The organism is Lysinibacillus cavernae, assembly GCF_009724685.1.
Lineage (GTDB): Bacteria > Bacillota > Bacilli > Bacillales_A > Planococcaceae > Lysinibacillus > Lysinibacillus cavernae.
Genome location: NZ_WMEF01000017.1, coordinates 1 through 23,985 on the forward strand (window position 1 = coordinate 1; position 23,985 = coordinate 23,985).

Below are 23,985 nucleotides of genomic sequence, written 5' to 3' on the forward strand. Positions count from 1 at the left end.
GTTCTACTGGTTCTACTGGTTCTACTGGTTCTACTGGTTCTACTGGTTCTACTGGTTCTACTGGTTCTACTGGTTCTACTGGTTCTACTGGAGATATCGGTTCTACTGGTTCTACTGGTGTTACTGGTTCTACTGGCGCTACTGGTGTTACTGGTTCTACTGGTATTATCGGTTCTACTGGCGTGACTGGGGCTACTGGGCCTACTGGTGTTACTGGCGCTACCGGGATTACTGGTGATATCGGTTCTACTGGCGCTACTGGTGCTACTGGGCCTACTGGTTCTATCGGGGCTACTGGCGTGACCGGAGCTACTGGGCCTACTGGTTTGACTGGCTTTACTGGACCAGCATTTACAGAAGGTTTCTCAGCATTTAATAATGCTGTAGCAGTAAGTGCTTCTAGTACAATCACCAACTGGAGTGTTGCATCGCCATATTTCACAACACCAGCATTCAATCCAGTGACCGGAATTTTCACTGTTCCAACAAGCGGAAGATACTCTTTTGAAGCAACAATCAACTACTCAACTACTGCAGTAATTACAATTGGCTTAGGGGCTGGCATCAATCCATCATTTGCAATTCGCAGAAACGCATCAACAAGTTTAATAAGCGGGCTATTCCCTTTATTAAATGTAAATATTATTGCCGTTTTGAATTTACGCACTATCCTTGGTAATGGGACAGTAACATTGGCTGGAGAAGTCGAGTTAAATGCAGGTGATACCATTGATTTGTTCTACAATGCTAACGGTTTAACGATCGGACTTACTCTGGGAGGAGCGAACTCTGGCGGTATTGTATGGTCATGTCATCGAATTTCATAGCATTAAAGAACAAAATTTTTTTACTGGTTGAACAACTAACATTCCCTATAAGATTTTTACTGGGAAAGTAGAAGCTTACTTTCCCAGTTTTCTATTTCAATGTATCTAACTTGTGCAATTTTTACTTTTAAACGCTCATATTTCATACTTTACAAATAATTTATTGCAGAATCTCTTAAAACAATAAAAAAGTAGTACAAACATTGTTCAAGTTTGTACTACTTCTAATAACTATTTAATCCACAAACATTTCCGTTAGTACTTCGTCAGCAACATTTTTACCTTGCTCAACGCACTCAGGTATGGATATTCCTTCGAAGGAACTCCCCGAGAGCTTTACAGCGGGAAAATGTTCACGTAATTCTTGCTTTACTCGCTCTATCTTCGCTTCATGTCCTACGGTATATTGTGGCATGGCATTTTTCCATCGGGAAACTACAGTCATTAACGGTTCTCCGTCTACGCCAATTGTTTTCATTAAATCCTGCAATACGGTCTTTTCAATTTCAGTATCGGATAACGCTACAATTGCCTCGTCGCCCACTCGGCCAATATAACTACGTAACAGCACGTAATCATCCGGTGTTGCGCCAGGCCATTTTCGATTAATCCAAGTACAAGAAGTTATTGAAAAATCACTATTTCGAGATACAAAAAATGATAACGCATCTAGATCACCTAACTGGTCTTTTTTAAATGCCATTGTCACAGTAGCAATAGTTGCCGCCTTCATCGTACTCAACTCATTTAATAACTGGTGTTTGCTGAACATTTTTCCTGCTACATTAAAAGGTGTAGCAAGAATAACAGCATCTGCTTTTAATTGTGTAAAATTGTTTAACACAACTTGGACAGTACCATCCTTACCATGCTCAATTTCCTCGACTTTAACACCCTTCATAACTGTACCAGGTAATAGTGATTCTTCAAGTTTTTCGATAAGTGTCTCAAGACCATTATTAAATGATTGAAAAATGCCCTTATCTTTCGTAGTAAAATCGTTATTTAAAAAATTTGTACCAGACTTTTTCATACCAATAAGTAAGCTACGATATTTTTGCTCTAATTCATAGAGCTGTGGAAATGTTGAGCGCATACTTAACTGCTCAATATCACCAGCAAACGTTCCAGCAAGTAATGGCTCTACTAAATTTTCTACAATTTCAGCACCGAATCTTCTTCTAAAAAATTGCCCTAATGGTTGGTCATCATCCTGTGCAGAGCGCGGGATGAAAAAATCCCCCGCTGCACGAACTTTCCCGCTAAGTGAAAACAAACCTGATGTAATAAAAGACGAAACATGTGGTGTTGCTCCAGATAAAAGATTACTAGGTATTGGATATAATTGACTACCAACAGCAATGTAAGTCGGTCCTGTATTGCTTGTAATCATTTCCTGTTCAATGCCTAAATCCTTTGCCAAAGCGTATACATAGTTCTTGCGATCAAAAAAAGATTCTGGCCCGCGCTCGATAATACAGCCATCTTTTCTCAGTGTTTGTATTTTTCCGCCAAGACGTAATGACGACTCGACAAGTACGATATCTAACGGCAAATCTTTTGCGCTTGCTTCTTTTTGCAAATAGAACGCAGCTGTGAGGCCAGTAATGCCACCGCCTACAACAACTACCTTTCGTCTTTTCTGAGTCACTAACATCATCACTTTCTTTTCGCTTAGCTTAATTTTTTATGAATCGCGTCTACCATCGCATCAATAAATAATGGATGTGTATTTGGCATTGCTGGACGATAGTATTTTGCACTAAGTTCATCACAAACAACTTTACATTCAAAATCGTTGTCATATAACACTTCTAGATGCTCAGTTACAAAACCTACAGGTGTATAAACAAATGAACGGAAGCCTTTCTGCTCATAAAGTTCACGTGTTAAGTCCTGAACATCCGGACCAATCCAAGGCTCTGGTGTTTGTCCTGCTGATTGCCAGCCAACCTCTACATTATTGACACCCGTTGCTTCTTTAATTAGTCGAGCCGTCTCAATTAATTGATCTTCATATGGATCGCCTAACTCTTTAATTTTCTCTGGAAGTGAATGTGCAGACACGATTAGACATGCTTTTTCACGTTCTTCATTAGACATAGCATTAAACGTCTCATTCACTTGTTGTTTCCAATACTCAATGAATTTTGGCTCATCATACCAAGATTCTACAGAAGTAATCGTTAAGCGATCTCCTGCTGTCTCTACAGCACGACCGTTATAAGACTTAATAGAGAACGTAGAGAAATGAGGAGCTAAAACAATAGAAACCGCTTCTTTTATGCCCTCTGCTACCATTTGTTCTACTGCATCTTCAATAAATGGATGAATATGCTTTAAACCAATAAACAATTTATATTCTATAGCATCCTGTACTTCATTCAAACGTGCACATAGAGCTTCAGCTTGTGCCTGAGTTGCTGCTGCTAGTGGGGATAAACCACCGATTGCTTCATAGCGGCTACGTAAATCTTCTAAGTGCTCTGCAGAAGGTTTACGTCCATGACGAATATGCGTATAGTAAGGTTCGATATCTTCTTCTTTATAGGGTGTTCCGTATGCCATTACCAATAAGCCTTTAACTTCTTTCATTACCCTTTTCACCTCTAAAATTGTTTTATGTTTTCATATATTATGTGATAAAAAGAAGCTGCCCAATCTTTGATGTTGGACAGCTCCCTTTCTACATCGAAATCAAAATTTTCTTTATAGAAAAGGACATATTTTTCACATTTGATTCACATCTATTAAGAACGAGCTTGAATTTGTTGCGCACTGTATTCATGAATAAGTGTAGTCAGACGTTTTAAGACATCTGGGTCAACCTCTGGGAAAACACCATGCCCTAGGTTAAAGATATGCCCTGGCATTTCTAAGCCTTGATCAATAATATCTTTTGTACGTTTCTCAATAACTGACCAATCCGCTAATAATAGCGATGGATCTAAATTACCTTGTACAGGTTTTGTAATGCCATTCACACGTGCTTCTTTTATAGGTAAACGCCAGTCTAAGCCCACCACATCAATCGGTAAATCATTCCATTCCTTCGCTAAATGGCTAGCACCGACACCGAATTGAATTAATGGCACATTTTCTTTTTGCAACTCTGCAAAAATTCTAGTCATAATTGGTTTAATAAATACACGATAATCTTCAACATTTAAGGCTCCTACCCAAGAATCGAATACTTGAATTGCTTTTGCACCAGCTTTAATTTGGGCAGTTACATCTGCAATAATCATGTCAGCAAGTTTATCCATTAAAGCAAACCAAGCTTGAGGTTCTGATACCATAAATGACTTTGTTTTATTATAGTTTCTTGAAGGACCGCCTTCAATCATGTAACTTGCAAGCGTAAAGGGTGCTCCAGCAAAACCGATTAGAGGAACATTTAATTGCTCTTCTGACAGCAACTTAATCGTCTCTAATACAAATGGTGTATGCTCGCTAGCATTAAATTCACCTAATTTTTCTACATCTGCAACTGAACGAATAGGATTTGAAATAACAGGACCAACGCCAGCTTTAATTTTTACATCTATCCCAATTCCAGGGAGTGGTGTGACAATATCTTTGTATAAAATAGCTGCATCGACATTGTAATTTTCTACAGGTAGACGAGTGACATATGCACATAGCTCAGGTTGATGTGTAATTTCCTCTAAGGAATATTTTTCTTTAATGGCACGGTATTCTGGCTGAGAACGTCCTGCCTGACGCATATACCATACTGGCGTGTGTGCAGTCCTTTCTCCACGTGCAGCACGTAGAAGTGTATCATTAAAAGTTGTCATGAATAGTTCCTTCCCCTCAATAAATTCATTATTAATAATGTCTTGTTTATTCCTTTATTATTGATATCCGTTTCCAATAGTAAACGCTTCCTCTGTTATTGTATAGTTTTCCTAGTGAAATGTCATAAAATTGTTCTTTCTCTACAGATTCTTTTTGATCGGTGCGTTAGAGTTATACTTAAAAGGGTATAATCACGCTATAAATTAGTAAGATTCATAAGGAGGATAAATTGATGTATATTTATTTAACTTCTGGCACTGGTGATTTTTTAGAACAGGTAAAAAATAAGTATCCCAATGAACAGATGATCTTAATCCATGGGGATGGAAATTCTGTACTGATTCATGAAACTGCAGGGAAATCATTCTTTGCAACACCTCGCAAATTTGAAGTACTTGATTCAGTGAATGATTTAGAGGAACGTGGCTTCTTTGTTTTGAACAATATTCCTGTGACAGATGAAGGGCGTCCAGTATTCGAACACCGCTTTTTAGAGCGTTCACGCGCCATTGAAAATGAGCCTGGCTTTGTGGCATTCCGTTTGTTACGACCGATTAAGAGTGAAACTTACATTGTCATGACTCAATGGAATGGACCGCATTCATTTGAAGCATGGAAGAGCTCTAAAGCTTTTGACTCAGCACATGCTAAAAGAGATGACTCAACAGGAGTACGTCAGCAAAATATTTTTTCAGCAGCTTCTTATGTAACAACCTATAGTGCTATTCCGAAGGAAGATACAGAATAAGGTTATATAAAATAAAAGCTCATTTTTCCAACATAAACATTGGAAAAATGAGCTTTTAAATTTGTCAGCTATTATCTATCTATTTCGAGATTTTCGCAGTTAATTCGCTAATTACCAAAACTACGACAACGGCTATATAAAACATTGGCTGTGTCATTGCACATAATCCAACAATTATAGCTTGCACAATCATAGCTAGACGTACAATTTGTTTTACTGCTATTTGACGTGCATTATCTGGCAATGGATATAACATGTCCATTCGGAATTCACCACTTGAGAGTAATGCTTGTTTTAACTGGATTGTTGTAGCAAAGCTTAATGCACCAGCAACAACCCATGTGACTACAGGGATATCTACAAACGCTGCAATCACTGCTGAAATGGCCGTAAGACGAAGCCATAAATAGAAATGGTCATCTGTACGGACAAATGTACGAAACACCAAATATTTTTGAGCATTCCCCTTACCGTATGGAACAAATTTATAAAGCCAGTCCATCCAACTGCGACGACGGATGCTTCCATGTAGATGGGGTACATCTGTAAAATAATTAGCGAAACGGTAGAAACTCATCATACGATTATGTTCAATCTTTACAAAATGTTCGTATGGCACAGGTTCACCAATCGATTTTTTTCTAAAAACAACTATATAAATAACACTAATAACTGTAGCAACAATTGCTAGTAATAACTGAGCTTGAAGACCCATATATACAGCTGCTGCAAATACTACAGCTCGAATAAACCTGTCCACCCAAACCATTTGGCCACGTTCACTATAACGATAGCTGTATTCTCCTTGAACACTTATATATTTCAGTACAACTACAAGCAAGAAGATGAACCAAATTTCAGTCGTTGTTAAATCCGTCACTGCTTTCAATAATGGAATACTAACAATATAGACGATTGCTACAATCCACACTTGAGACCAAAATGTCCAAGCCAAAGCCTTATTAAAATACTGTGACATTTTTGATTCTAAAGGTAATAAGTAGACTTGGTCTGGCTCTCTCAACAGCGTAGTTGGACGACTAAAGGCCAATAAAATCCCTATGATAACAGCTATGACGATTTCTGCTGGGAAGTCTGTTTGAACAGCTTTCAACCATTCGCTATATTGATAGCCTCCTGCTCCAATAAGAAATACAAGTACAATCGCGATATGCCCAGTAAAAATAAATTGCATATACTTTTGTACCTCTCCTATATAATGCATGAAGCGAGAGGACCATACATCACGCAAGTTCTTCATGGTCCCGCTCCTTTGTCATGGCAATATAAAGATCGTCTAATGTCGCATTCGGCATAGCAAATGATTGACGCAAATCCGCCATCGTTCCCTGTGCTCGTACTCTTCCTTCGTGCAATAAAATGATTCGATCACAATGCTTTTCAGCTGTCGATAGAATATGTGTAGACATTAATATAGAAGCACCTTCTTTTTTCTTTTCATCCATCTGGTCTAATAATGATTGAATACCCAGTGGATCTAACCCCACAAAAGGCTCATCAATAATATAAAGACTTGGATTAACAAGAAAAGCACACATAATCATGACTTTTTGACGCATTCCCTTTGAAAAGTGTGAAGGGAACCAATTTAATCTTTTCTCCATTCGAAACTCTTTTAAAAGTACCTCAGAACGAGCATCAAGGGTTGCCTTATCAATGCTATAAGCCATCGCTGTTAATTCTAAATGTTCTCTTAACGTTAGCTCATCATATAATACAGGGGTTTCAGGAATATAGGAAAAGGCTGTACGATACTTGTCCGTATCTTCCTTTAATGTCACCCCGTTTAGACGGATGTCCCCTCCCTTTGGCAACATTGTTCCAATAATATGTTTAATCGTTGTGCTTTTACCAGCTCCATTTAAGCCGATTAAGCCCACAAGTTCCCCTTTTCCAATAGTAAAAGATAAATCTTTAATAACAGGTTTTCTTGTATAACCACCTGTCACATGCTGTACCTCTAATACTGACATATCCTCACTCCTCTTCTTGTTTTATATTTTATCAAAAATTAGCAAATGATACAGGTTTGAGTATGATAGAATGTACTTACATATACGTTAAGGGGGAAATTCTTATGAGCGATTGCCTATTTTGCAAAATTATTGACGGATCCATTCCAAGTACAAAAATTTACGAAGACGATCATGTCTATGCATTTACAGACATTTCACCTGTTGCAAAAGGTCACACACTATTAATTCCAAAGCATCACTGCCAAGATCTATTTGAAATGCCAGAGGAAGTGGCACGTAATCTATATGCTGTCGCACCAAAAATCGCGAATGCTATAAAAGCAGCATTTCAGCCAATAGGTTTGAATACGATTAATAATAATGGGGCTGCAGCTGGACAAACTGTTTTCCACTACCACTTACATTTTATTCCACGTTATGATGAAAAAGAAGGCCTAGGCTTAATTTGGCAAACACAAAAGTATTCACCAGAACAGTTGGCTGACGTAGCAGCAAGTATAAAAGCCAATCTATAAATCATCTGTAATATAGTACCATTAAATATTCTGAAAACTGTATTGCCAATTTTTAAATTTTAGCGTACAATCACAAATAAGTTTCGCTAACGGTCAAGAGGACACGTTAGGAGACTAATAGATTAGCTTAGTCGAGGAGAGATTCAAATGAATACAAAGAATTTAGTATTAATGGCACTGTTAGTTGGTGTCGGTGCGGCCCTTTATGTGGTTACACCAGGAATGATTAATGGTATGAAACCTGATTTTATGTTAACGATGATGTTTATTGGCATTTTATTGTTCCCAACTGTGAAAGAGACGTTCTTACTTTCTCTTTCAACAGGAGTACTTTCAGGTTTATTTACAACATTTCCAGCGGGTCTTGTCCCTAATATTATCGATAAAGCTGTTACAGGTTTTGTATTTTTAGCTGCTTTATTGATTCTAAAAAAAGTAGCAAGTCATTTCGCTGTATCTGCTGTCTTAGTTGGATTGGGTACCATTTTATCAGGAACTGTCTTTTTAGCAGTCGCACTTTTTGTGTTCAATGCAAATGTAGGTGCAACGTTTGCGATGCTATTTATTGGCGTTGTCCTTCCAGCTGTCGCATTTAACGTCGTTGCTTTTGCCGTCATTTATCCAATTGTTGCAAAACTAGTAAAGCGCTCTAAATTCGATACAGCCATTTCTCAAATTTCATAAATACTAGCTGTAGCTATTCAAAAGAAACTGAACCGTGATGATAAATCACTCGTTTAGTTTCTTTTTTCTTTTTGTATTCAACCGTTTCATGGTTTAATAGTAGATAAACATGACTAGAAATGAGGTATACAATATGAAAGCAAAACCATTTTTACTCGGACTTACAACAGGCATTATCGGTGGGACAGTCGCTGTACTTTTCTCAACTCCACAATCAGGACAACAAATACGTACTTCTTTCAAACAAAATGTCGACCAAACAAAAGGTATGCTCCTTGATGTTAAACAACAAGTAGGGACTGTTAAACAATCTGTCAACACATTAACAAATGAAGTGAAAAATAATATCCCACAAATAATAAATGATTTAAAACAAACAATCACGACTTTCACTGAAGAAATCGAACCAACAAAAAATAATCTACAACAAGAATTAGATGCATTACAGAATTCGATTAGCGAAATCGAGAAAAACATTGCACAAATAACAGAAAATAAGAAAAAACCACAAGAAAAAGTTAGTGACTAAAGTCCTTTTCAGTAAGCAAAAATTCTATTTTATTATCAAAAATTATTGCTATAATATTATTTTTTAACCACTTTTCAATTTTTTAATTTTTCTAACTTTAAACTTTTTTTCTTTACTGCTATAATATTTTTAAAAATGTGAAAGAAAGCAGTAGGTGATGGCTTTGTCAGAGGAATTATATACACAAAAAGAAGCGATGCTTTATAGTCAAAGAATCGCACAGTTATCTAAAGCGCTATGGAAAGCGGTTGAAAAGGATTGGCAGCAATGGATTAAACCCTATGATTTAAATATTAATGAACACCATATTTTATGGATTTCATATCATTTAAAAGGGGCATCCATTTCTGATGTAGCAAAATTCGGAGTGATGCATGTTTCTACAGCATTTAATTTCTCCAAAAAATTAGAAGAGCGTGGCTTCCTTAAATTTTCGAAGCGTGATGACGACAAACGTAATACGTATGTTGAGCTGACAGAAGCTGGCACAGAGCTAATTATAGAAATGAATAAAAACTATCACAATACGTATCATTCTGTACTAGAAGGATCACTAGCATTAAAAGATTTATATGGCCGTTTCCCAGATTTTTTAGATGTCATGGCTGTTATTCGCAATATTTATGGTGAGGATTTTATCGATATTTTCGAACGCTCCTTCCAACATTTCCGTGATTCCTTTGACACGCTAGAAGAACGCACACCTGTAAAAGGCTAAGACGAAGCTTCAAACTACGCGGATTTACGCCTGCTACTGTTCGTTCAGGAATAAATCATGCGAAAGGAGGTATTTCAGAAATTTTTCTGAAGTACCTCCTTTTTCTTGCATTCTAACAGTATTCAATTTACATTAAATAGGACACTTCCTATTTTCGGAGTTGATAATAAATCATGCATTGTTGGAAAATTTTAAATCTAGAACATCATTACGGTACTACGCGTATTATTATAATGGGTGTCATTACCTTTTTATCAGTCTTTTCTGTTTCGTATGTGATGTTTAATTTATTCAATGAAGAGCAATATACAGATCGTTTATTCTGGCTCTTTGTAATAGCTGTATTAACACTTTATCCAATTCACAAATTTTTGCACTTTCTTGCACTCTATGATTTACGCCAGCATTTAAAATTGCGTGTACGTACCCAATTTTATGTAATTCCAGTTTTACACATGCGAATTCGCGAGCCTTTATCAAAAAATCGTTACATCTTAGCATTACTTACGCCTTTTATCGTTCTAAACACAAGTATTATAGTAGGAACTTGGCTATTACCAGCCTATACACATTATGGAACATTGCTGTTAGCTTATCACTGTAGTCTATGTTTGATTGATATCCTTTACGTAAAATATTTATTGAATTCACCTAAAAATTCACAAATAGAAGAAACACCTAAAGGCTATGAAATTTTAGTTCCACCAACTGTTCACTAAAATGCTTGTACTTGTTTTTTATCGGCGTTCTTTGTTATGCTATTACTATTGAAAGAGGGGAGGAATAGACTTGCTATTAATGATTGTGGTTCTATTCTCGGTATTCTATTTATTTCAAATTAACCGCATGACATATGCTCTATGCATGCGACGTGAAATTCCCGAAGAAAACCAACCAAAAATATTCCGAACTATAAATATACTTATTACCATTTTACTTGTCTCATTCTACATTGAAATTTTATATGCAGTATAAAGTAAAAAAGTAAAATACATTCGCGCCCGTCCGCATGCTCAAAGATAAGTTGGGCCCCCCAAGCTACAACTTTTTTCTAACCAATAGAATTGGTTATGATCTCAGGCATGCGGCGCGAATGTCTAACATTGTTAAGAAAAGCTAAGAGTATAAAGCTCTTAGCTTTTCTCTGTTTTATTAATTAGTATAGGAACGCTGCGCCAACGATAATTAATAAAATAAATAACACAACTAATAAAGCAAAGCCTGAGCCGTAGCCACCGCCACCGTATCCTCCGTTGCCCATAACTTCACCCCCTTTCTTTCTATATCCTATGCGCTTCAAAATTTGAAATATAGGCAATACTCAAGGGGAACCATTTTGTTTTTAAAACGTTTATGTTATAGTAAAAAATGGACGAAACCATGTTAGGAGAGAATATCTACTATGAAAAAGACAGTTTTATCTTTAACTTTAGCTGCTTCTGTTTTAGCGCTAGGTGCTTGTAGCGGAGGGGACAGCAAAGCAATCGTTACTTCTAAAGTAGGCGATATTTCAGTAGCTGATTTTAATGAAAAGGCGAAAGCTTTAACAGGCTCATATGTAATGCAGCAAATGGTGACTGAAAAAGTATTAGCTGACAAATATGAAGTAACAGATAAAGAAATCAAAGAAGCTTATGATACAACTTCATCACAATTTGGTGATGGCTTTTCACAAGCTCTTGCTGAAAGTGGCTTAACAGAACAAGGCTTTAAAGATTCTTTACGTGTTCAACTTCTTCAAGAAAAAGCTTTAAAAGATCAAGCGATTAAAGAAGAAGATGTGAAAAAATACTACGAGCAAATGAAAACAGAACTAAATGGTCGTCATATTTTAGTAGCAGATGAAAAAACAGCGAAAGAAGTCATTGAAAAAATCAAGGGCGGCGCTAAATTTGAAGATGTAGCAAAAGAATACTCAACGGATACAGGTTCTGCTCAAAAAGGTGGAGAGCTTGGATGGTTCTCTGTTGGTTCAATGGTAGATGAATTTAACGACGCTGCTTACGCTCTTGAATTAAAAACGTTGAGTGAGCCAGTAAAATCTAGCTTTGGTTATCACGTTATCGAAATTACGGACAAGCGTGATGTTAAAGATGTAGGTTCATTTAAAGATGAAGAAGAAAACATTCGTACAACAATGCTAAATAAACTGAACCAAACAGGTGAAGCGCAAGCGATTCTAAAAGACATTATTGCGAAAATGGCAAAAGATGCTGATGTTAAAACATCTGATAAAGATTTAGAAGAATCATTAAAATTCTTCACAACAACAAGCGAAGAACAAGCTAAGGCAGCTGAAGAAGCAGCTAAAAAGGCAGAGGAAGATGCTGCTAAAGAAGGTTCTGACGACAAAGCAGAAGATACTGACAAAGAATCTAAATAGTATTTTACTATATGAGAAAGGGTTACGCCCATACAGGCGTAACCCTTTTCGTTAGTCAATACTCGGTTTATAAAATGAACGATTATCCAGTGGGAAAAGTCGTTCTGTAAATTCACCTGGTGCCGTTTTTCCTAATGCTCTTGTTAGCATATTCATCTTAGCATCTATGTTATCAATATAATGTAAGATTTCCGCTTCTTGAATCATTGGTTTTTTCGGGCTACCCCACTCTTCTTTCCCATGGTGAGACAGTACCATATGCTGTAACAGCATGACTTCTTCGCCTTCAATTTCTAGTTCACTTGCAATTTTAGCAATTTCATTCACCATAATCGTAATATGCCCCAACAAATTGCCCTCAATCGTATACATTGTGGCAACTGGTCCAGACAACTCTACAACTTTTCCAATATCATGCAAAATAATTCCCGCATATAATAAGTCACGATTAAGTGTTGGATATAAATCAGCAATCGCTCTACCTAATTTTAGCATGGACACCATATGATCTAATAAGCCAGAAGCATAGTCATGATGGTTTTTTGTTGCGGCTGGAAAAACTAAAATTGCATCCTGATGTTTTTTAATAGCCGCTCTTGTAATACGTGAAATATTTGGATTTTTAATGTCAAAGAAAAATTGTGTCAATTCTTCATATAGTTGTTCTTTCGGTGTTACTGAGGACGGCACTAAATCATGAATAGCAATCCCTTCCTCTGGTTTAGCAACACGAATAGATTTGATACGCAATTGATTCTTTCCTCTATAGTCATGAATCTCTCCACCTACGCGCACAATGGCTTCAGCATGATACATTTTTTCATGATCCTCATTTGTGTCCCATAGCTTTGCCTCAATATCACCACTTTTATCTTGTAATACTAGCGACATAAATGGCTTTCCAACGGTTGTAACACCTTTTGCCGCTTGTTTTATTAATAAAAATTGATCAACTGCTTCTCCAACTTGGAGCGTCGTAATCCCTTTCATGTTGACGCCACTCCCCTTTCATTTGCTAGTGCTCCTATATCGACAATTTGTTCTTTCTGCCAATGTTTGAGCATTGTGTCATGGCAAGTAAAATATAAAATTTGACGTTCATATCCTACTTCTTTCATTAATTGTACCATTTTGTCTGTGCGGTTTCGATCAAAATGGACAAATGGATCGTCCATAATGATTGGAAATGGAGCAGAGTTCACTAGTGTTTGCGCAAGAGACATACGCAATGCAATATAGGCTTGCTCTTTGGTTGCCTGTGATAATTCAGCCATTTGATAACGTATCCCTGCAACATCTTGTGCAACAAAGTAACCTTCATCATGAATTGAAAGCTTATCGTATCGTCCACCTGTTAGTAAACGGAATATTGCATTCACCTTTGACAGAACATGAGGTAATTTTTCTTCTCTAAGGCGGAACAATGTTTCATGGATGGCAGTCGCTACAGCTTTTTTAGTTGCCCATTGCTCAATCAGCTGCTGCAATTCTGTTTTCTCTTGCTCAAACTGTTGAAGCAATTGCCCATATTTTTCATCATTTAATAGCTGCTCTTTTTCAATAAGCAAAGCAGCACGTTGTTCAAGACATCGGTCTATTTCTAGCTGCAATGAACTTTGCTCCTGTTCTAAAGCAAGCTTACCCTCTAGAACAGCGTCTTCCACCAAATTCACTTGCTGAGGAAGATTGAGTGAAGTTAATTGCGTCTGAATGGCTTGCAACTCTGTTGTGATTTTTCTCTGCTGTTCAAATTGTTCATACATTTCATAATAAGCCTGCTCGTTCGGGACTTGTGCTTCACTAAATAGCTGGGTCATTTCAGCTGTATAGCGATCCATTGTTGATTGCCCACCATTTATTTTTATCTTAAGGCTAGCTAGTTGATCTTTTGTTTGTAGTGCTTGCTGTTGACGTTGTTGAGCTTCAAGGTAGGTTGTTCGTAGATACATATATATTTCGTTTTCATTATAGGCTCCATTTAAAACCTGTTGAAGCTGTTCATATATGCTCTTTTTTTCTACCTGAACATCTTGTAAAAGGCTAAGGGTACTGTTCCGCTTAACTGCTAACTCTTGCACATTACGAATGCGCATAAACAGTTCGGGCATTAATGTTCTAGCTATCGTTCCCTGTAATCGATAACGCTTTAAAAAAAGCTGGAGTGCTTGTGTGGCTTCTTCACTCTCTAATTCAGTTTGTTGAATTTTATATTCAAGTTGAACGTATTGCTGCTCCTTCTCTTTTTGCTGTTCATTGACATGTAACCAACGATCTTCATATCTTTGCTTCTTTAGCAACACAGCTTGTACGGTCATTTCCTCTTGCTCTAACTCTCGTAGGAGGTAACCATGTTCTTTACTACCAGGCTCATCTGCTTGTCTAACATAGCGAATATACAACAAGATAAGTAACGATAAAATTCCTCCGATAAAGGTCATTGCCATATTTTTTTCAAATAGACCATAAGCAAGCGACAGTAATCCAATTAGTAATACAAGCCAAATAAAGTAATGTGGTTGCTGTTGTTTAGTACGTTGCGACTTGATGGCACGTAATTGCTCCAACTTACGTTTTTGTTGGGGCCACTGTGCTAAAATATGTTCTTCTTCATTTGTTAATGACTCCTGCACTAGCCGTTGTTTCTGCTGAGCAATCGCATCTAATTCTAAATGGACTTGCTCTAGTGAACGTAAATGGAACTTTAGCTCCTCCTCAGCCTCCTCTAACTTACTTAATTGAAGCTGAAATTGTTGTTCCTGCTGAAGTGAAACGGTTTCTCCAACAAGGTTTTCCTGTGCCTCATTTTCTTGTACACCTAATAAACGAAACTGTGCTTCAATTTCTTGCTCAAGCATAAAGAGATCATCACGTAAATTTTGCTCCTTCACCATCAGCTGATGCCACGTTGCCTCTTTTTGCATAAGGCGGGACATTTTGTCGACAGTCTGTTCATCCACTATTGCAAGCACTTTATCTTGTAATGTTTGATATTGTTCTTTTAACTGTATCAGCTGCTGACTTTCGTGTAATAGACGATCCTTTAATTGCTCATATCGTCTTATACCTTCTGGTGGAAATTGTACATGCTGATAGTTGTCCAATGATTGTTGCAAAGTCTGCTGTTGCTTGATAAGAGGTAGTGCCTGTTTTTGAATAGTTAGCTGTTGCCACTGTTGTTGTTGCATTTTTTGTGTATCGTATAGCTGTTCCAGATTTTGCTCAAGAAGTTGCAATTGCTGTAATTTATCCTCAAATGTTTGAATCTTTCCTTGTTCCTGTTTAATCGTTCGCTCAAGCTGCTTTATTTGTTCGATTTTTTGATTAATCACTGGAACTTTACCAGTCTTCTTAAACAACTCATTTGCTTCTTTATCCATTTTCTTTTCAAGAGCTGATAAATGCTGGATACCTGTTGTGCCAGAGGCAAGTAGCAAATGTGTGAGCTCCTCTTCCGACATTTTTTCAATGCCTTGTAGTTCATGTAGCGAAAATGAAAAAATGGATTCAAAGGATGCCCTAGAATAGCCATATAAAAGCTTTGCTAATAGCTCCTCCTGTCCCGTTGCTCCATTCTCTAAATAAACAGAAACATCACCTGTAGCCTTTCCTTTCACACGTTCAATTGTGCATTGGCCATAGATCGGGTGCAATAGCGTCAGCTGACCACCATATTTCGTCGAAACTTTTGGTTCATATTTGCGCAGTGTCTGCTGCCTTATAGGAAAACCAAAGAGCATTTGAAGAATAAACTGCTGAATCGTCGTTTTACCAGCTTCATTTAATCCATAAAAAATAGTGACACCATCACTTAAGGAAATGGTGATGTTTTCATGCTTGCCAAAGCCATAAATTTGGATTTTTTGTATTGTCAGCATGTAATCACGCCCTTTGAATTTCTTCTGCCAATAATGCTTGTGCACTGTGCGACAAGTTCTTAATATCCTTTTCAGTAAGCGGCTCTATCAGCCTAGCGCCACCAGCGTACTGGTACAAATCTTTTAGAATATCCTTCCACTCACTACTGTCCCACTGTTCCATTAAGCTCACAACTGATTGAGTTGTTGCAGTATGCTCATATAATCTCGAAGCCTTTTGCAAGACCATTTTTTGTACCCAACACATCGGCTCAATGCCTTCCTCAGCATCTCGTATAGTCTCTAACCATGCATCTACTGTTGCATGCTCAAATAAAGCCTCCGTTTGTTCATCAATATTTTGTAAATGAAGTTCTACTACCGACGCCCCATACTTATTTCTATTGACCGTTATTGCTTCTGCACATCTTTTGAGTAATTCATTGGCATGTACCACATTCGTACAATCCACCGCTATCGTGCTATAAACTATAGTAGAAGTAGGAATAAAATCAAGTTCAGCCGATGTTTGGGATAAAGTCACATCATAAAATCCTTTCATACCTTGCTCTTTACGATGTCGACTTTGAATATTGCCTGGATAAACAATGGGAGGGTTTTGATGTAAGTGCTGTCGTTTATGAATATGGCCTAACGCCCAATAATGGTAGTTCTTTTCAAGTAGCTGCTGTTTTGTAAAAGGGGCATAAACGTCATGCGACGTATTGCCTGCCTCACTGCCGTGTAGCATACCTATATGAATGGCATGCTGATCCTGTGCAATGGGATAACTTTCAATAACTGATTCCTTCAAATGGCGTTCATTATAACTGAAACCATATATTTTGACTTGCTGACCACGGATTTTCAATTGAACAACACTCGTCTCAGCTGGTAATTCATAGACATTGCTCGGTAAAGCAAAACGTGTCCATGTGCCTTTTAAATGATCATGATTACCATAGCTCACAATCACAGGGATATTGCACTGGAATAATTTTTCCATTGCATCCTGAAATCTTCGTTGTGCCTGTAAACTACGATTTTCACCATCATAAATATCTCCGACAATCAGTAAAAAATCAGGCTTCTCTTGAATCGCTTTATGGATAATTTTATCGAAAGCATCAAAAGTACTTGACCGAATTTTTTTCAAAATAGGTTCAGGTAAACCAAATAAACCTTTAAATGGACTATCTAAATGTAAATCTGCCATATGGAAAAAACGAATTGCTGTCATCCAATCACCTCAAATAGTAGATAATTCTCACCTCGGCATGTGTAACGGCATACCAACCAAGTAGTAATATGTTCACTAACCACAACCGAATATTTGTTCTATTTTATCATATTTCATGTTTTATGAAAAATGGTATGACAGAAAAAACAGTATCGCCTTACTTTTTCCACAATTTTCGTAATTTATCAAAAAATCTACTAGTTTTACCGTGAAGTTTATAAATCTTCTATGTATAATAGAAATATATTTAAGTAAAAGGGTGGGGTTTGTATGGAGAATTATCGTTTTACAGCATTTGAAAAAACAGGGGAAACATTGTTTGATGAAACATGGACATTTGAAAACGATGAGGCTGCTAAACTAAGTGGACAACAGCAAATCGAGGAAAAAGGTGTTGCCAACAAAACTCATCGTCTTGTAAACTCTACAGGTAAATTAATTTTATTCCATGTGTAGTGGCTAGTAAAAGGCACGTAGTCAATGTTACTACGCGCCTTTTATTATTTTTATTTCCCTACAAAGACTGGCATTCTTTTCTCTACAAATGCATGAATTCCCTCTAAATGATCTGTTGTTTTACGCATAGCGGATTGCCCCTCAGCTTCCAATGCTAGGACATTTTCTAACTGTGGTAAATTCTGAGCATGTAGAATTTTTTTCGTCGTAATCATGGAAGAAATAGGTGACGCAAGCATTTTACCAACAAGCTGATCTGCCATTGCAAATACTGTGCCCTCTGGTGCAATATAGTCGATTAATCCTTCATCTAATGCTTCTTTCGCAGTTAGTACCTTCCCTTCCCAAATCATTTGTTTCGCTTTAACAGTACCCACACGTTCCTTCATGAAGAAATGACCGCCCCCATCTGGAATTAGTCCTATCCCAATGAAATTCATAGCAACCTTACTATTTTCACATGCCACTACAATATCTGCCCCTAGTGTTAGACTAAAACCTAATCCCGCCGATGCACCATGAACGGCTGTAATTACAATCATTGGTAGCTGATAATAGGCCTTCACAATACGTGTAAGATAAACCATCGCCTCATCAATATTTAATGGTTTGCTTTCATCAATCATTGCCTTAATATCGCCACCCGCAGAAAAGACCTTCCCTTCTCCACGGATAACAAGTACCTGTATATCTTGTTCCTGTTGTAGAGCTTCAAAACATTCTGCGAGTTCACGCATCATGACATCATCCATAGCATTCATCGCCTGTGGACGATTCAATGTTAACGTTGCACGACGCTCTAACTTTTCTAAAGTTATTGTTGAAAATTCCATCTTTATTACCCCCAAATATGAATAGTCATTCACTATATATTATTCGTGTTTTTTTAGAAAACTCCTTCTACCTCTAAGCAAAATTGCTCTTGTTATGCTATATTTAAGGACGAATATTGATATAAAGGTGGTAACGTATTTTGACACAGAAAGACTATCGTGTATTACTTTATTATAAATATATTACGATTGAAGACCCTATAGCATTTGCAGAAGAGCATTTAGCAGTATGTAAAGAAATCGGACTTCTTGGTCGTATTTTAGTAGGCTATGAAGGTATTAACGGAACCGTTTCAGGTACCATTGAACAAACAGATGCTTATATGAACTATATGAAAACTGATGCTCGTTTTAATGATATTATGTGGAAAATAGATGAGGTTGAAGGGCATACCTTTAAAAAAATGCATGTACGCCCTCGTCAAGAAATTGTCCACTTAGGTTTAGAACATGATATCAATCCTTTGGAAATCACAGGTGATTATTTATCTCCTAAAGAATTTATGGAACAAATGCAAGAAGAAAACACGATTATCATTGATGCACGGAATGACTATGAATATGATTTAGGTCATTTCAGAGGTGCGATACGACCAGATATCGAAACCTTCCGCGATTTGCCAGAATGGATGGAAGCACATAAAGAAGATTTTGCAGATAAAAAGATTTTAACTTACTGTACAGGTGGTATTCGTTGCGAAAAATTCTCTGGTTGGCTAAAACGTGAGGGCTATGGTAAGAGTGTTGGTCAATTACATGGGGGTATTGCCACGTATGCGAAAGACGCTGAAGTAAAAGGTCAGCTATGGGATGGCCAAATGTTTGTTTTTGATCGACGTCGAAGTGTACCTATTAATCAGGTAGACCATGTCATCGTTGGAAAGGATTATTTCACAGGTGAGCCTTCTGAACGTTATACAAACTGCGCAAATCCTGAATGCCATAAATTAATGCTATGCGAGGAAAAACATGAAGCATTTTATATGCGTAGCTGTTCAGATGAATGCCGCCGTGCAGAACGTAACTTCTTCGTCGAAGAGAAAAGCTGGACAAAAGAGCAAGTTGAGCAGCAAATTGCTCAGATTACAGAGGTTCAAAACTCGAATTGTTAATTTGTTATTTGGTAAGATCATGCTATTTTAGAGAGTGTTGCTCAGTCGTGTGAACTAAAAGAAGTTGCCGGCCTACTAGCTGAACTCCATTCATATAATGGAGCACAATGATTATACCTAACCATCAAAAAGAGCATCGTATCAAGACGATGCTCTTTCTCTTTATAAAAAACAATGTGCATTATCCTTTAGCTAGGTATTTCCCTACCTGTCGTCCGCTAAATAAACAGCCCCCTACAAATGACCCTTCTAAAGCACGATAGCCATGAACACCACCGCCACCGAAACCACTTACCTCGCCAGCAGCAAATAAACCAGGTACAGGCTGACCATCCATCCCCAACACCGCACCATTTAAATTTGTTTGTAAGCCGCCTAACGTTTTCCTTGTTAAGATGTTTAATCGCACGGCAATTAAAGGCCAATTTTTAGGATCTAACATTTTATGTGGCTTGGCAACACGCACCAATTTATCTCCAATATAATTCCTTGCCCCATGAATGGCATTCACCTGTAAATCCTTCGTAAATTTATTGTCCATTTCTCGATCTCTTGCCAATATTTGCTCTTTAATTTTCATGAAATCAAGTAACTCATTCCCAGCTAATTTATTCATCCCATCTACTAGTTCTTTTAAGTCATTGGCAATAACAAAATCTTCACCATGATTTTTAAAGGCTTGGATAGGAGCGGGTGGGCCTGGCAATACCCTCTTTAAAACATCACCAATGCTTTTATTTGTTAAATCTGGATTTTGTTCCGAACCAGAAAGAGCAAATTCTTTCTCAATAATTTTTTCCGTTAAAATAAACCAAGAATAGTCATATCCTGTTTTTTGAATCGCCTCTAATGTGCTGAGCGTATCAAACCCTGGAAAATTAGGGGCATGAAATCGATTGCCTTCTGCGTCAAACCACAAGGAAGAAGGACCGGGCAAAATGCGAATTCCATGGTTGGGCCAAATCGGATCCCAATTTTTTAATCCCTCTGTGTAATGCCACATGCGATCACGATTCACAATACGCCCACCAGCATGTTCAGTGATTTCTAGCATTCTCCCATCAACGTATGCTGGCACGCCACATACCATATTTTTAGGGGGAGCTCCTAGTCGAGCAGGCCAATTTTTTCTCACTAAATCAAAATTTGCCCCTATTCCACCACTAGCCACGATAACCGCCTCAGCTTCATAAGAAAATTCACCGATCCCTAATCTCGAACTTTTTTCACCTCGGTTGATGAAGGTTTCAGCTAGCACAGTTCCACTGATTCCCATAATCTTTCCGTCATATTGAATAAATTCATCCACTCGATGCCTTGGTTTAAAATCAATAAAGCCGTCTTTCATTGCCTGCTTTACTTTATCTACAAATGGCTTAACAATGCCAGGACCTGTTCCCCATACAATATGAAACCTCGGTACTGAATTCCCATGTCCTCCCGCTAACGAGCCACCTCTTTCAGCCCATCCAACAACAGGGAAAAATTTAATACCCTTTGATTTTAACCAGTCATATTTTTCACCTGCGGCAAAATCAACATAAGCTCTCGCCCACTTAAATGCCCAGGAATCCTCATCTTCTAAACGGTCAAATCCTGCTGTCCCTTGCCAATCCTGCCATGCCAGCTCCTTACTATCTTTAATACCGAGCCTTCTTTGTTCAGGAGAATTTACTAAAAATATACCACCAAAAGACCAATATGCCTGTCCCCCCATTGAATTTTCAGGCTCTTGATCGACTAAAAGAACTTTTTTCTTCGCATCGATTAACTCACAAGCTGCAACTAACCCTGCAAGTCCAGCACCGACTATTGCAACATCATACTTCATTCATACACCCCCAAATCAATCATCCATAACTAACATTCTTTTCTTGCAGCCTATTTACCTTCTAAAAACCAAACTTTTGTCTAAAATGTGACAAATAAAAATGTTCGCTTTCTTGAATCAAAACTGTCGGGCATTAGCATAAACCATCTAATTTATTCCATTTAATTCCCATATAATTTTTTATCCGCAAACTACATGAAACTCTGATTTTAACAGGCATTTCAATTATCGTTAGCGCTTTCATTGTACTCCCCAAAAAGACGAACGTTATAAAGATGAAATTATAGAATTATTCGTATTTAGTTATTTTCCATACTTATGAAGTCAATATTTTTTCGGTTTTTTAGAAATACCGTTGACAAAGGTGAACAATAGGGATTATGATGTTAACAAATTTAATCAAACAAAATATAACGACGGAGACACACTAGTCGCAAGAAAATCCAAAGAGAGCTGATGGTTGGTGTAAATCAGTGATTTCTACGATAATAGTTCCACTCCAGAATAGATAGGCCGAACAACTTACAGTAAGCTTATCCGTCTCATGCACGTTACGCATATTGCTAAGACTGCCAAGATAAGTTTATCTAGCAGTGATTAAGGGTGGTACCGCGAACCAATGTTTATTCAGCCTTTCGCCCCTTACAACACAATAACTGTGTTTGTAAGGCGTGGAAGGCTTTTTATATTGTTTTCGATTTAGAAAGAAGATTGTTTGCATACTGTAAGATGTTCGAATTTTACAAATTTCAGACTGTCGTAGATAAACCCACAACCAATACTTATTACAAAGGAGCTAATTATAATGACTATTGCAACAAAAACCATTAACGTATTTATCGCGGATCCACTAAGTGAGGATGGTATTTTCCCATTACGCCAGGAACAAGATTTAGATTTAAACATTATCGTAGATACTGGCTTAGCACCAGAAGAATTAATCGCTAAAATTGCGGATGTAGATGTATTACTTGTTCGTTCTCAAACAACTGTGACACGTGAAGTGATTGAAGCGGCAAAAAATTTAAAACTGATTGGTCGTGCGGGTGTAGGTGTTGATAATATTGACCTTGCTGCTGCAACTGAACATGGCATCATCGTTGTCAACGCTCCAGATGGTAACACTAACTCAGCTGCTGAGCACACAATCGCGATGATGACATCACTTGCCCGTCATATTCCTCAAGCTTTTAATACATTAAAAAATGGGCAATGGGATCGTAAATCTTATGTTGGCGTAGAGCTTAAAAATAAAACTTTAGGTGTTGTTGGCTTTGGTCGAATCGGTGTTGAAGTAGCTTATCGTGCAAAAGGTCAACGTATGAATGTTATGGCATATGACCCTTTCCTAACAAATGAACGGGCAAAAGAATTAGGTGTAACAAAAGCGACAGTTGAAGAAATTTGTGCTACTGCAGATTTCATTACTGTACACACTCCACTTCTTCCTGAAACACGTAATCTTATTAATAAAGAAAAATTTGCTATGATGAAAGATGGCGTTCGTATCATAAACTGTGCACGTGGCGGTATCATCAATGAAGACGATTTATATGATGCAATCGTAGCTGGAAAAGTTGCTGGTGCAGCCCTTGATGTATTTGTTTCTGAACCAGCAACAGATCATAAGTTACTTACATTACCGCAAGTAATTGCAACACCTCACTTAGGTGCATCTACAATTGAAGCACAAGAATCTGTGGCAGTTGATGTATCAAATGACATCATTAAATTTTATAAAACAGGCACTGTGACAAATCCAGTGAATATGCCATCTATTCCGAAAGAACTTCTTGCACAAGTTGAGCCTTTCTTTGAATTAGCAGAAAAACTTGGTTCATTTTTATCACAAGTGACAACTGAACCTGTAAAAGAAATCAACTTATCTTATGCTGGTGAAGTAGCAAACTATGATGTTCGTCCATTAACTTCAAATGCGTTAAAAGGTTTATTGTCTAAAAACCACGGTAATCATGTGAATGATGTGAATGCTCGCTACTTGTCTGAACGTATCGGCATGAAAATTATTGAGCACAAAACAACAACTGCAAAAGGCTTTACAAGCTTAATTACGATTGAAATTATTACAGCAAACGAAACACATACTGTAGCTGGAACATTATTAAATGGTTTAGGTGCACGTATCGTAAAAGTAGAGGACTATGTCGTGGACGTTATTCCTCAAGGGCATCTTCTTTATATTAAAAACACGGATAAGCCAGGTGCAATTGGTCGTGTAGCGACAAAACTTGCAGAAAAAGATATCAACATCGCAACAATGCAAGTTGGTCGTGCACAAGTTGGTGGTACAGCGGTTATGATGTTAACGATTGATAATGTTGTAACGGCAGAAGATTTAGTATTCGTGGCACAGCTTGAAAATATTGATGAGGTAAAAGCCATTAACCTATAATAATGAAAGACGAGAAGCAGGGAGTTTTTACTCTCTGCTTTTTC

At 37.5% G+C, this 23,985-nt stretch carries 23 protein-coding genes and 1 other annotated feature; of the genes, 12 read left to right on the plus strand and 11 right to left on the minus strand.

What is annotated here, in order from left to right:
* Positions 1–827 (plus strand): collagen-like domain-containing protein (locus GJU32_RS23800; RefSeq protein WP_196426774.1); only part of this gene is annotated, 827 nt, incomplete at its 5' end.
* A gap of 235 nt (positions 828–1,062) precedes the next feature.
* On the opposite strand, the gene hemY is transcribed toward GJU32_RS23800, so the two are convergent.
* The 3 genes from hemY to hemE all read right to left on the minus strand — a co-directional run bounded on the left by hemY (position 1,063) and on the right by hemE (position 4,627).
* Positions 1,063–2,487 (minus strand): protoporphyrinogen oxidase, encoded by a 1,425-nt coding sequence (gene hemY, locus GJU32_RS21335; RefSeq protein WP_155593995.1) that lies wholly within the window; start codon positions 2,485–2,487, stop codon positions 1,063–1,065.
* 14 nt (positions 2,488–2,501) lie between these two features.
* Positions 2,502–3,422, minus strand: a complete 921-nt coding sequence (gene hemH / locus GJU32_RS21340; protein WP_155593935.1) for a ferrochelatase — start codon at positions 3,420–3,422, stop codon at positions 2,502–2,504.
* Between the two features lie 155 nt (positions 3,423–3,577).
* Positions 3,578–4,627 (minus strand): uroporphyrinogen decarboxylase, encoded by a 1,050-nt coding sequence (gene hemE / locus GJU32_RS21345; protein WP_155593936.1) that lies wholly within the window; start codon positions 4,625–4,627, stop codon positions 3,578–3,580.
* Between the two features lie 233 nt (positions 4,628–4,860).
* On the opposite strand from hemE, the gene GJU32_RS21350 reads away from it, so the two are divergent.
* Entirely contained in the window at positions 4,861–5,376 is a 516-nt protein-coding gene (locus tag GJU32_RS21350; RefSeq protein WP_155593937.1) for an antibiotic biosynthesis monooxygenase family protein, read from the plus strand.
* 79 nt (positions 5,377–5,455) lie between these two features.
* On the opposite strand, the gene GJU32_RS21355 is transcribed toward GJU32_RS21350, so the two are convergent.
* Positions 5,456–6,637, minus strand: coding sequence for an ABC transporter permease (locus GJU32_RS21355; protein ID WP_155593938.1), 1,182 nt, complete (start codon positions 6,635–6,637; stop codon positions 5,456–5,458).
* Positions 6,621–7,370 (minus strand): ABC transporter ATP-binding protein, encoded by a 750-nt coding sequence (locus GJU32_RS21360; protein WP_155593939.1) that lies wholly within the window; start codon positions 7,368–7,370, stop codon positions 6,621–6,623. Before GJU32_RS21360 ends, GJU32_RS21355 begins: the two co-directional genes overlap by 17 nt.
* A 104-nt stretch (positions 7,371–7,474) precedes the next feature.
* Between GJU32_RS21360 and GJU32_RS21365 the strand changes: the two genes are divergently transcribed.
* The 6 genes from GJU32_RS21365 (at position 7,475) to GJU32_RS23485 (ending at position 10,794) form a co-directional block, all read left to right on the plus strand.
* Positions 7,475–7,888 carry an HIT family protein gene (locus GJU32_RS21365; protein ID WP_155593940.1) on the plus strand — a complete coding sequence of 138 codons (414 nt, stop codon included), beginning with the start codon at positions 7,475–7,477 and terminating at the stop codon, positions 7,886–7,888.
* A 147-nt stretch (positions 7,889–8,035) separates the two neighbouring features.
* Complete coding sequence (locus GJU32_RS21370; protein ID WP_155593941.1) at positions 8,036–8,572, plus strand: tryptophan transporter; 537 nt, start codon at positions 8,036–8,038, stop codon at positions 8,570–8,572.
* A gap of 133 nt (positions 8,573–8,705) precedes the next feature.
* Complete coding sequence (locus GJU32_RS21375) at positions 8,706–9,101, plus strand: YtxH domain-containing protein (RefSeq protein WP_155593942.1); 396 nt, start codon at positions 8,706–8,708, stop codon at positions 9,099–9,101.
* Positions 9,102–9,258: 157 nt separating this feature from the next.
* Positions 9,259–9,819 (plus strand): HTH-type transcriptional regulator Hpr, encoded by a 561-nt coding sequence (locus GJU32_RS21380; protein WP_004230760.1) that lies wholly within the window; start codon positions 9,259–9,261, stop codon positions 9,817–9,819.
* Between the two features lie 173 nt (positions 9,820–9,992).
* Positions 9,993–10,538 (plus strand): DUF3267 domain-containing protein, encoded by a 546-nt coding sequence (locus GJU32_RS21385; RefSeq protein WP_155593943.1) that lies wholly within the window; start codon positions 9,993–9,995, stop codon positions 10,536–10,538.
* Between the two features lie 70 nt (positions 10,539–10,608).
* On the plus strand, positions 10,609–10,794 hold the full coding sequence (locus GJU32_RS23485; protein WP_008173337.1) for a hypothetical protein: 186 nt from the start codon (positions 10,609–10,611) through the stop codon (positions 10,792–10,794).
* 181 nt (positions 10,795–10,975) lie between these two features.
* On the opposite strand, the gene GJU32_RS21395 is transcribed toward GJU32_RS23485, so the two are convergent.
* On the minus strand, positions 10,976–11,080 hold the full coding sequence (locus GJU32_RS21395) for a YjcZ family sporulation protein (protein WP_004230765.1): 105 nt from the start codon (positions 11,078–11,080) through the stop codon (positions 10,976–10,978).
* A gap of 141 nt (positions 11,081–11,221) precedes the next feature.
* Here GJU32_RS21395 and GJU32_RS21400 point away from each other — a divergent pair, with 141 nt between their 5' ends.
* Complete coding sequence (locus GJU32_RS21400; RefSeq protein WP_155593944.1) at positions 11,222–12,202, plus strand: peptidylprolyl isomerase; 981 nt, start codon at positions 11,222–11,224, stop codon at positions 12,200–12,202.
* 51 nt (positions 12,203–12,253) lie between these two features.
* On the opposite strand, the gene yhaM is transcribed toward GJU32_RS21400, so the two are convergent.
* Genes yhaM through GJU32_RS21415 form a run of 3 tightly spaced genes read right to left on the minus strand, consistent with a single transcriptional unit; the run spans position 12,254 to position 17,296 of the window.
* Positions 12,254–13,192 carry a 3'-5' exoribonuclease YhaM gene (gene yhaM, locus GJU32_RS21405; RefSeq protein WP_155593945.1) on the minus strand — a complete coding sequence of 313 codons (939 nt, stop codon included), beginning with the start codon at positions 13,190–13,192 and terminating at the stop codon, positions 12,254–12,256.
* The gene (locus tag GJU32_RS21410; RefSeq protein ID WP_155593946.1) at positions 13,189–16,077 is read right to left on the minus strand and encodes an ATP-binding protein; all 2,889 of its coding nucleotides are present in this window, start codon (positions 16,075–16,077) and stop codon (positions 13,189–13,191) included. The genes yhaM and GJU32_RS21410 overlap by 4 nt, the downstream gene beginning before the upstream one ends.
* Positions 16,078–16,081: 4 nt before the next feature.
* Positions 16,082–17,296: a metallophosphoesterase family protein gene (locus GJU32_RS21415; protein WP_155593947.1), complete on the minus strand. Its 1,215-nt coding sequence runs from the start codon at positions 17,294–17,296 to the stop codon at positions 16,082–16,084.
* A 270-nt stretch (positions 17,297–17,566) separates the two neighbouring features.
* On the opposite strand from GJU32_RS21415, the gene GJU32_RS21420 reads away from it, so the two are divergent.
* Positions 17,567–17,752, plus strand: a complete 186-nt coding sequence (locus tag GJU32_RS21420) for a YhzD family protein (protein WP_155593948.1) — start codon at positions 17,567–17,569, stop codon at positions 17,750–17,752.
* 50 nt (positions 17,753–17,802) lie between these two features.
* Here GJU32_RS21420 and GJU32_RS21425 read toward each other — a convergent pair whose 3' ends face one another.
* Positions 17,803–18,585, minus strand: a complete 783-nt coding sequence (locus GJU32_RS21425) for an enoyl-CoA hydratase (RefSeq protein ID WP_155593949.1) — start codon at positions 18,583–18,585, stop codon at positions 17,803–17,805.
* A 140-nt stretch (positions 18,586–18,725) separates the two neighbouring features.
* Here GJU32_RS21425 and trhO point away from each other — a divergent pair, with 140 nt between their 5' ends.
* Positions 18,726–19,697 (plus strand): oxygen-dependent tRNA uridine(34) hydroxylase TrhO, encoded by a 972-nt coding sequence (trhO, locus tag GJU32_RS21430; protein ID WP_155593950.1) that lies wholly within the window; start codon positions 18,726–18,728, stop codon positions 19,695–19,697.
* A 181-nt stretch (positions 19,698–19,878) separates the two neighbouring features.
* On the opposite strand, the gene GJU32_RS21435 is transcribed toward trhO, so the two are convergent.
* Entirely contained in the window at positions 19,879–21,528 is a 1,650-nt protein-coding gene (locus tag GJU32_RS21435; protein ID WP_155593951.1) for an FAD-binding dehydrogenase, read from the minus strand.
* A gap of 404 nt (positions 21,529–21,932) precedes the next feature.
* Positions 21,933–22,174, plus strand: a binding site (T-box leader).
* 159 nt (positions 22,175–22,333) lie between these two features.
* Between GJU32_RS21435 and serA the strand changes: the two genes are divergently transcribed.
* On the plus strand, positions 22,334–23,941 hold the full coding sequence (gene serA / locus GJU32_RS21440; protein ID WP_155593952.1) for a phosphoglycerate dehydrogenase: 1,608 nt from the start codon (positions 22,334–22,336) through the stop codon (positions 23,939–23,941).
* The last annotated feature ends 44 nt before the right edge of the window (positions 23,942–23,985 follow it).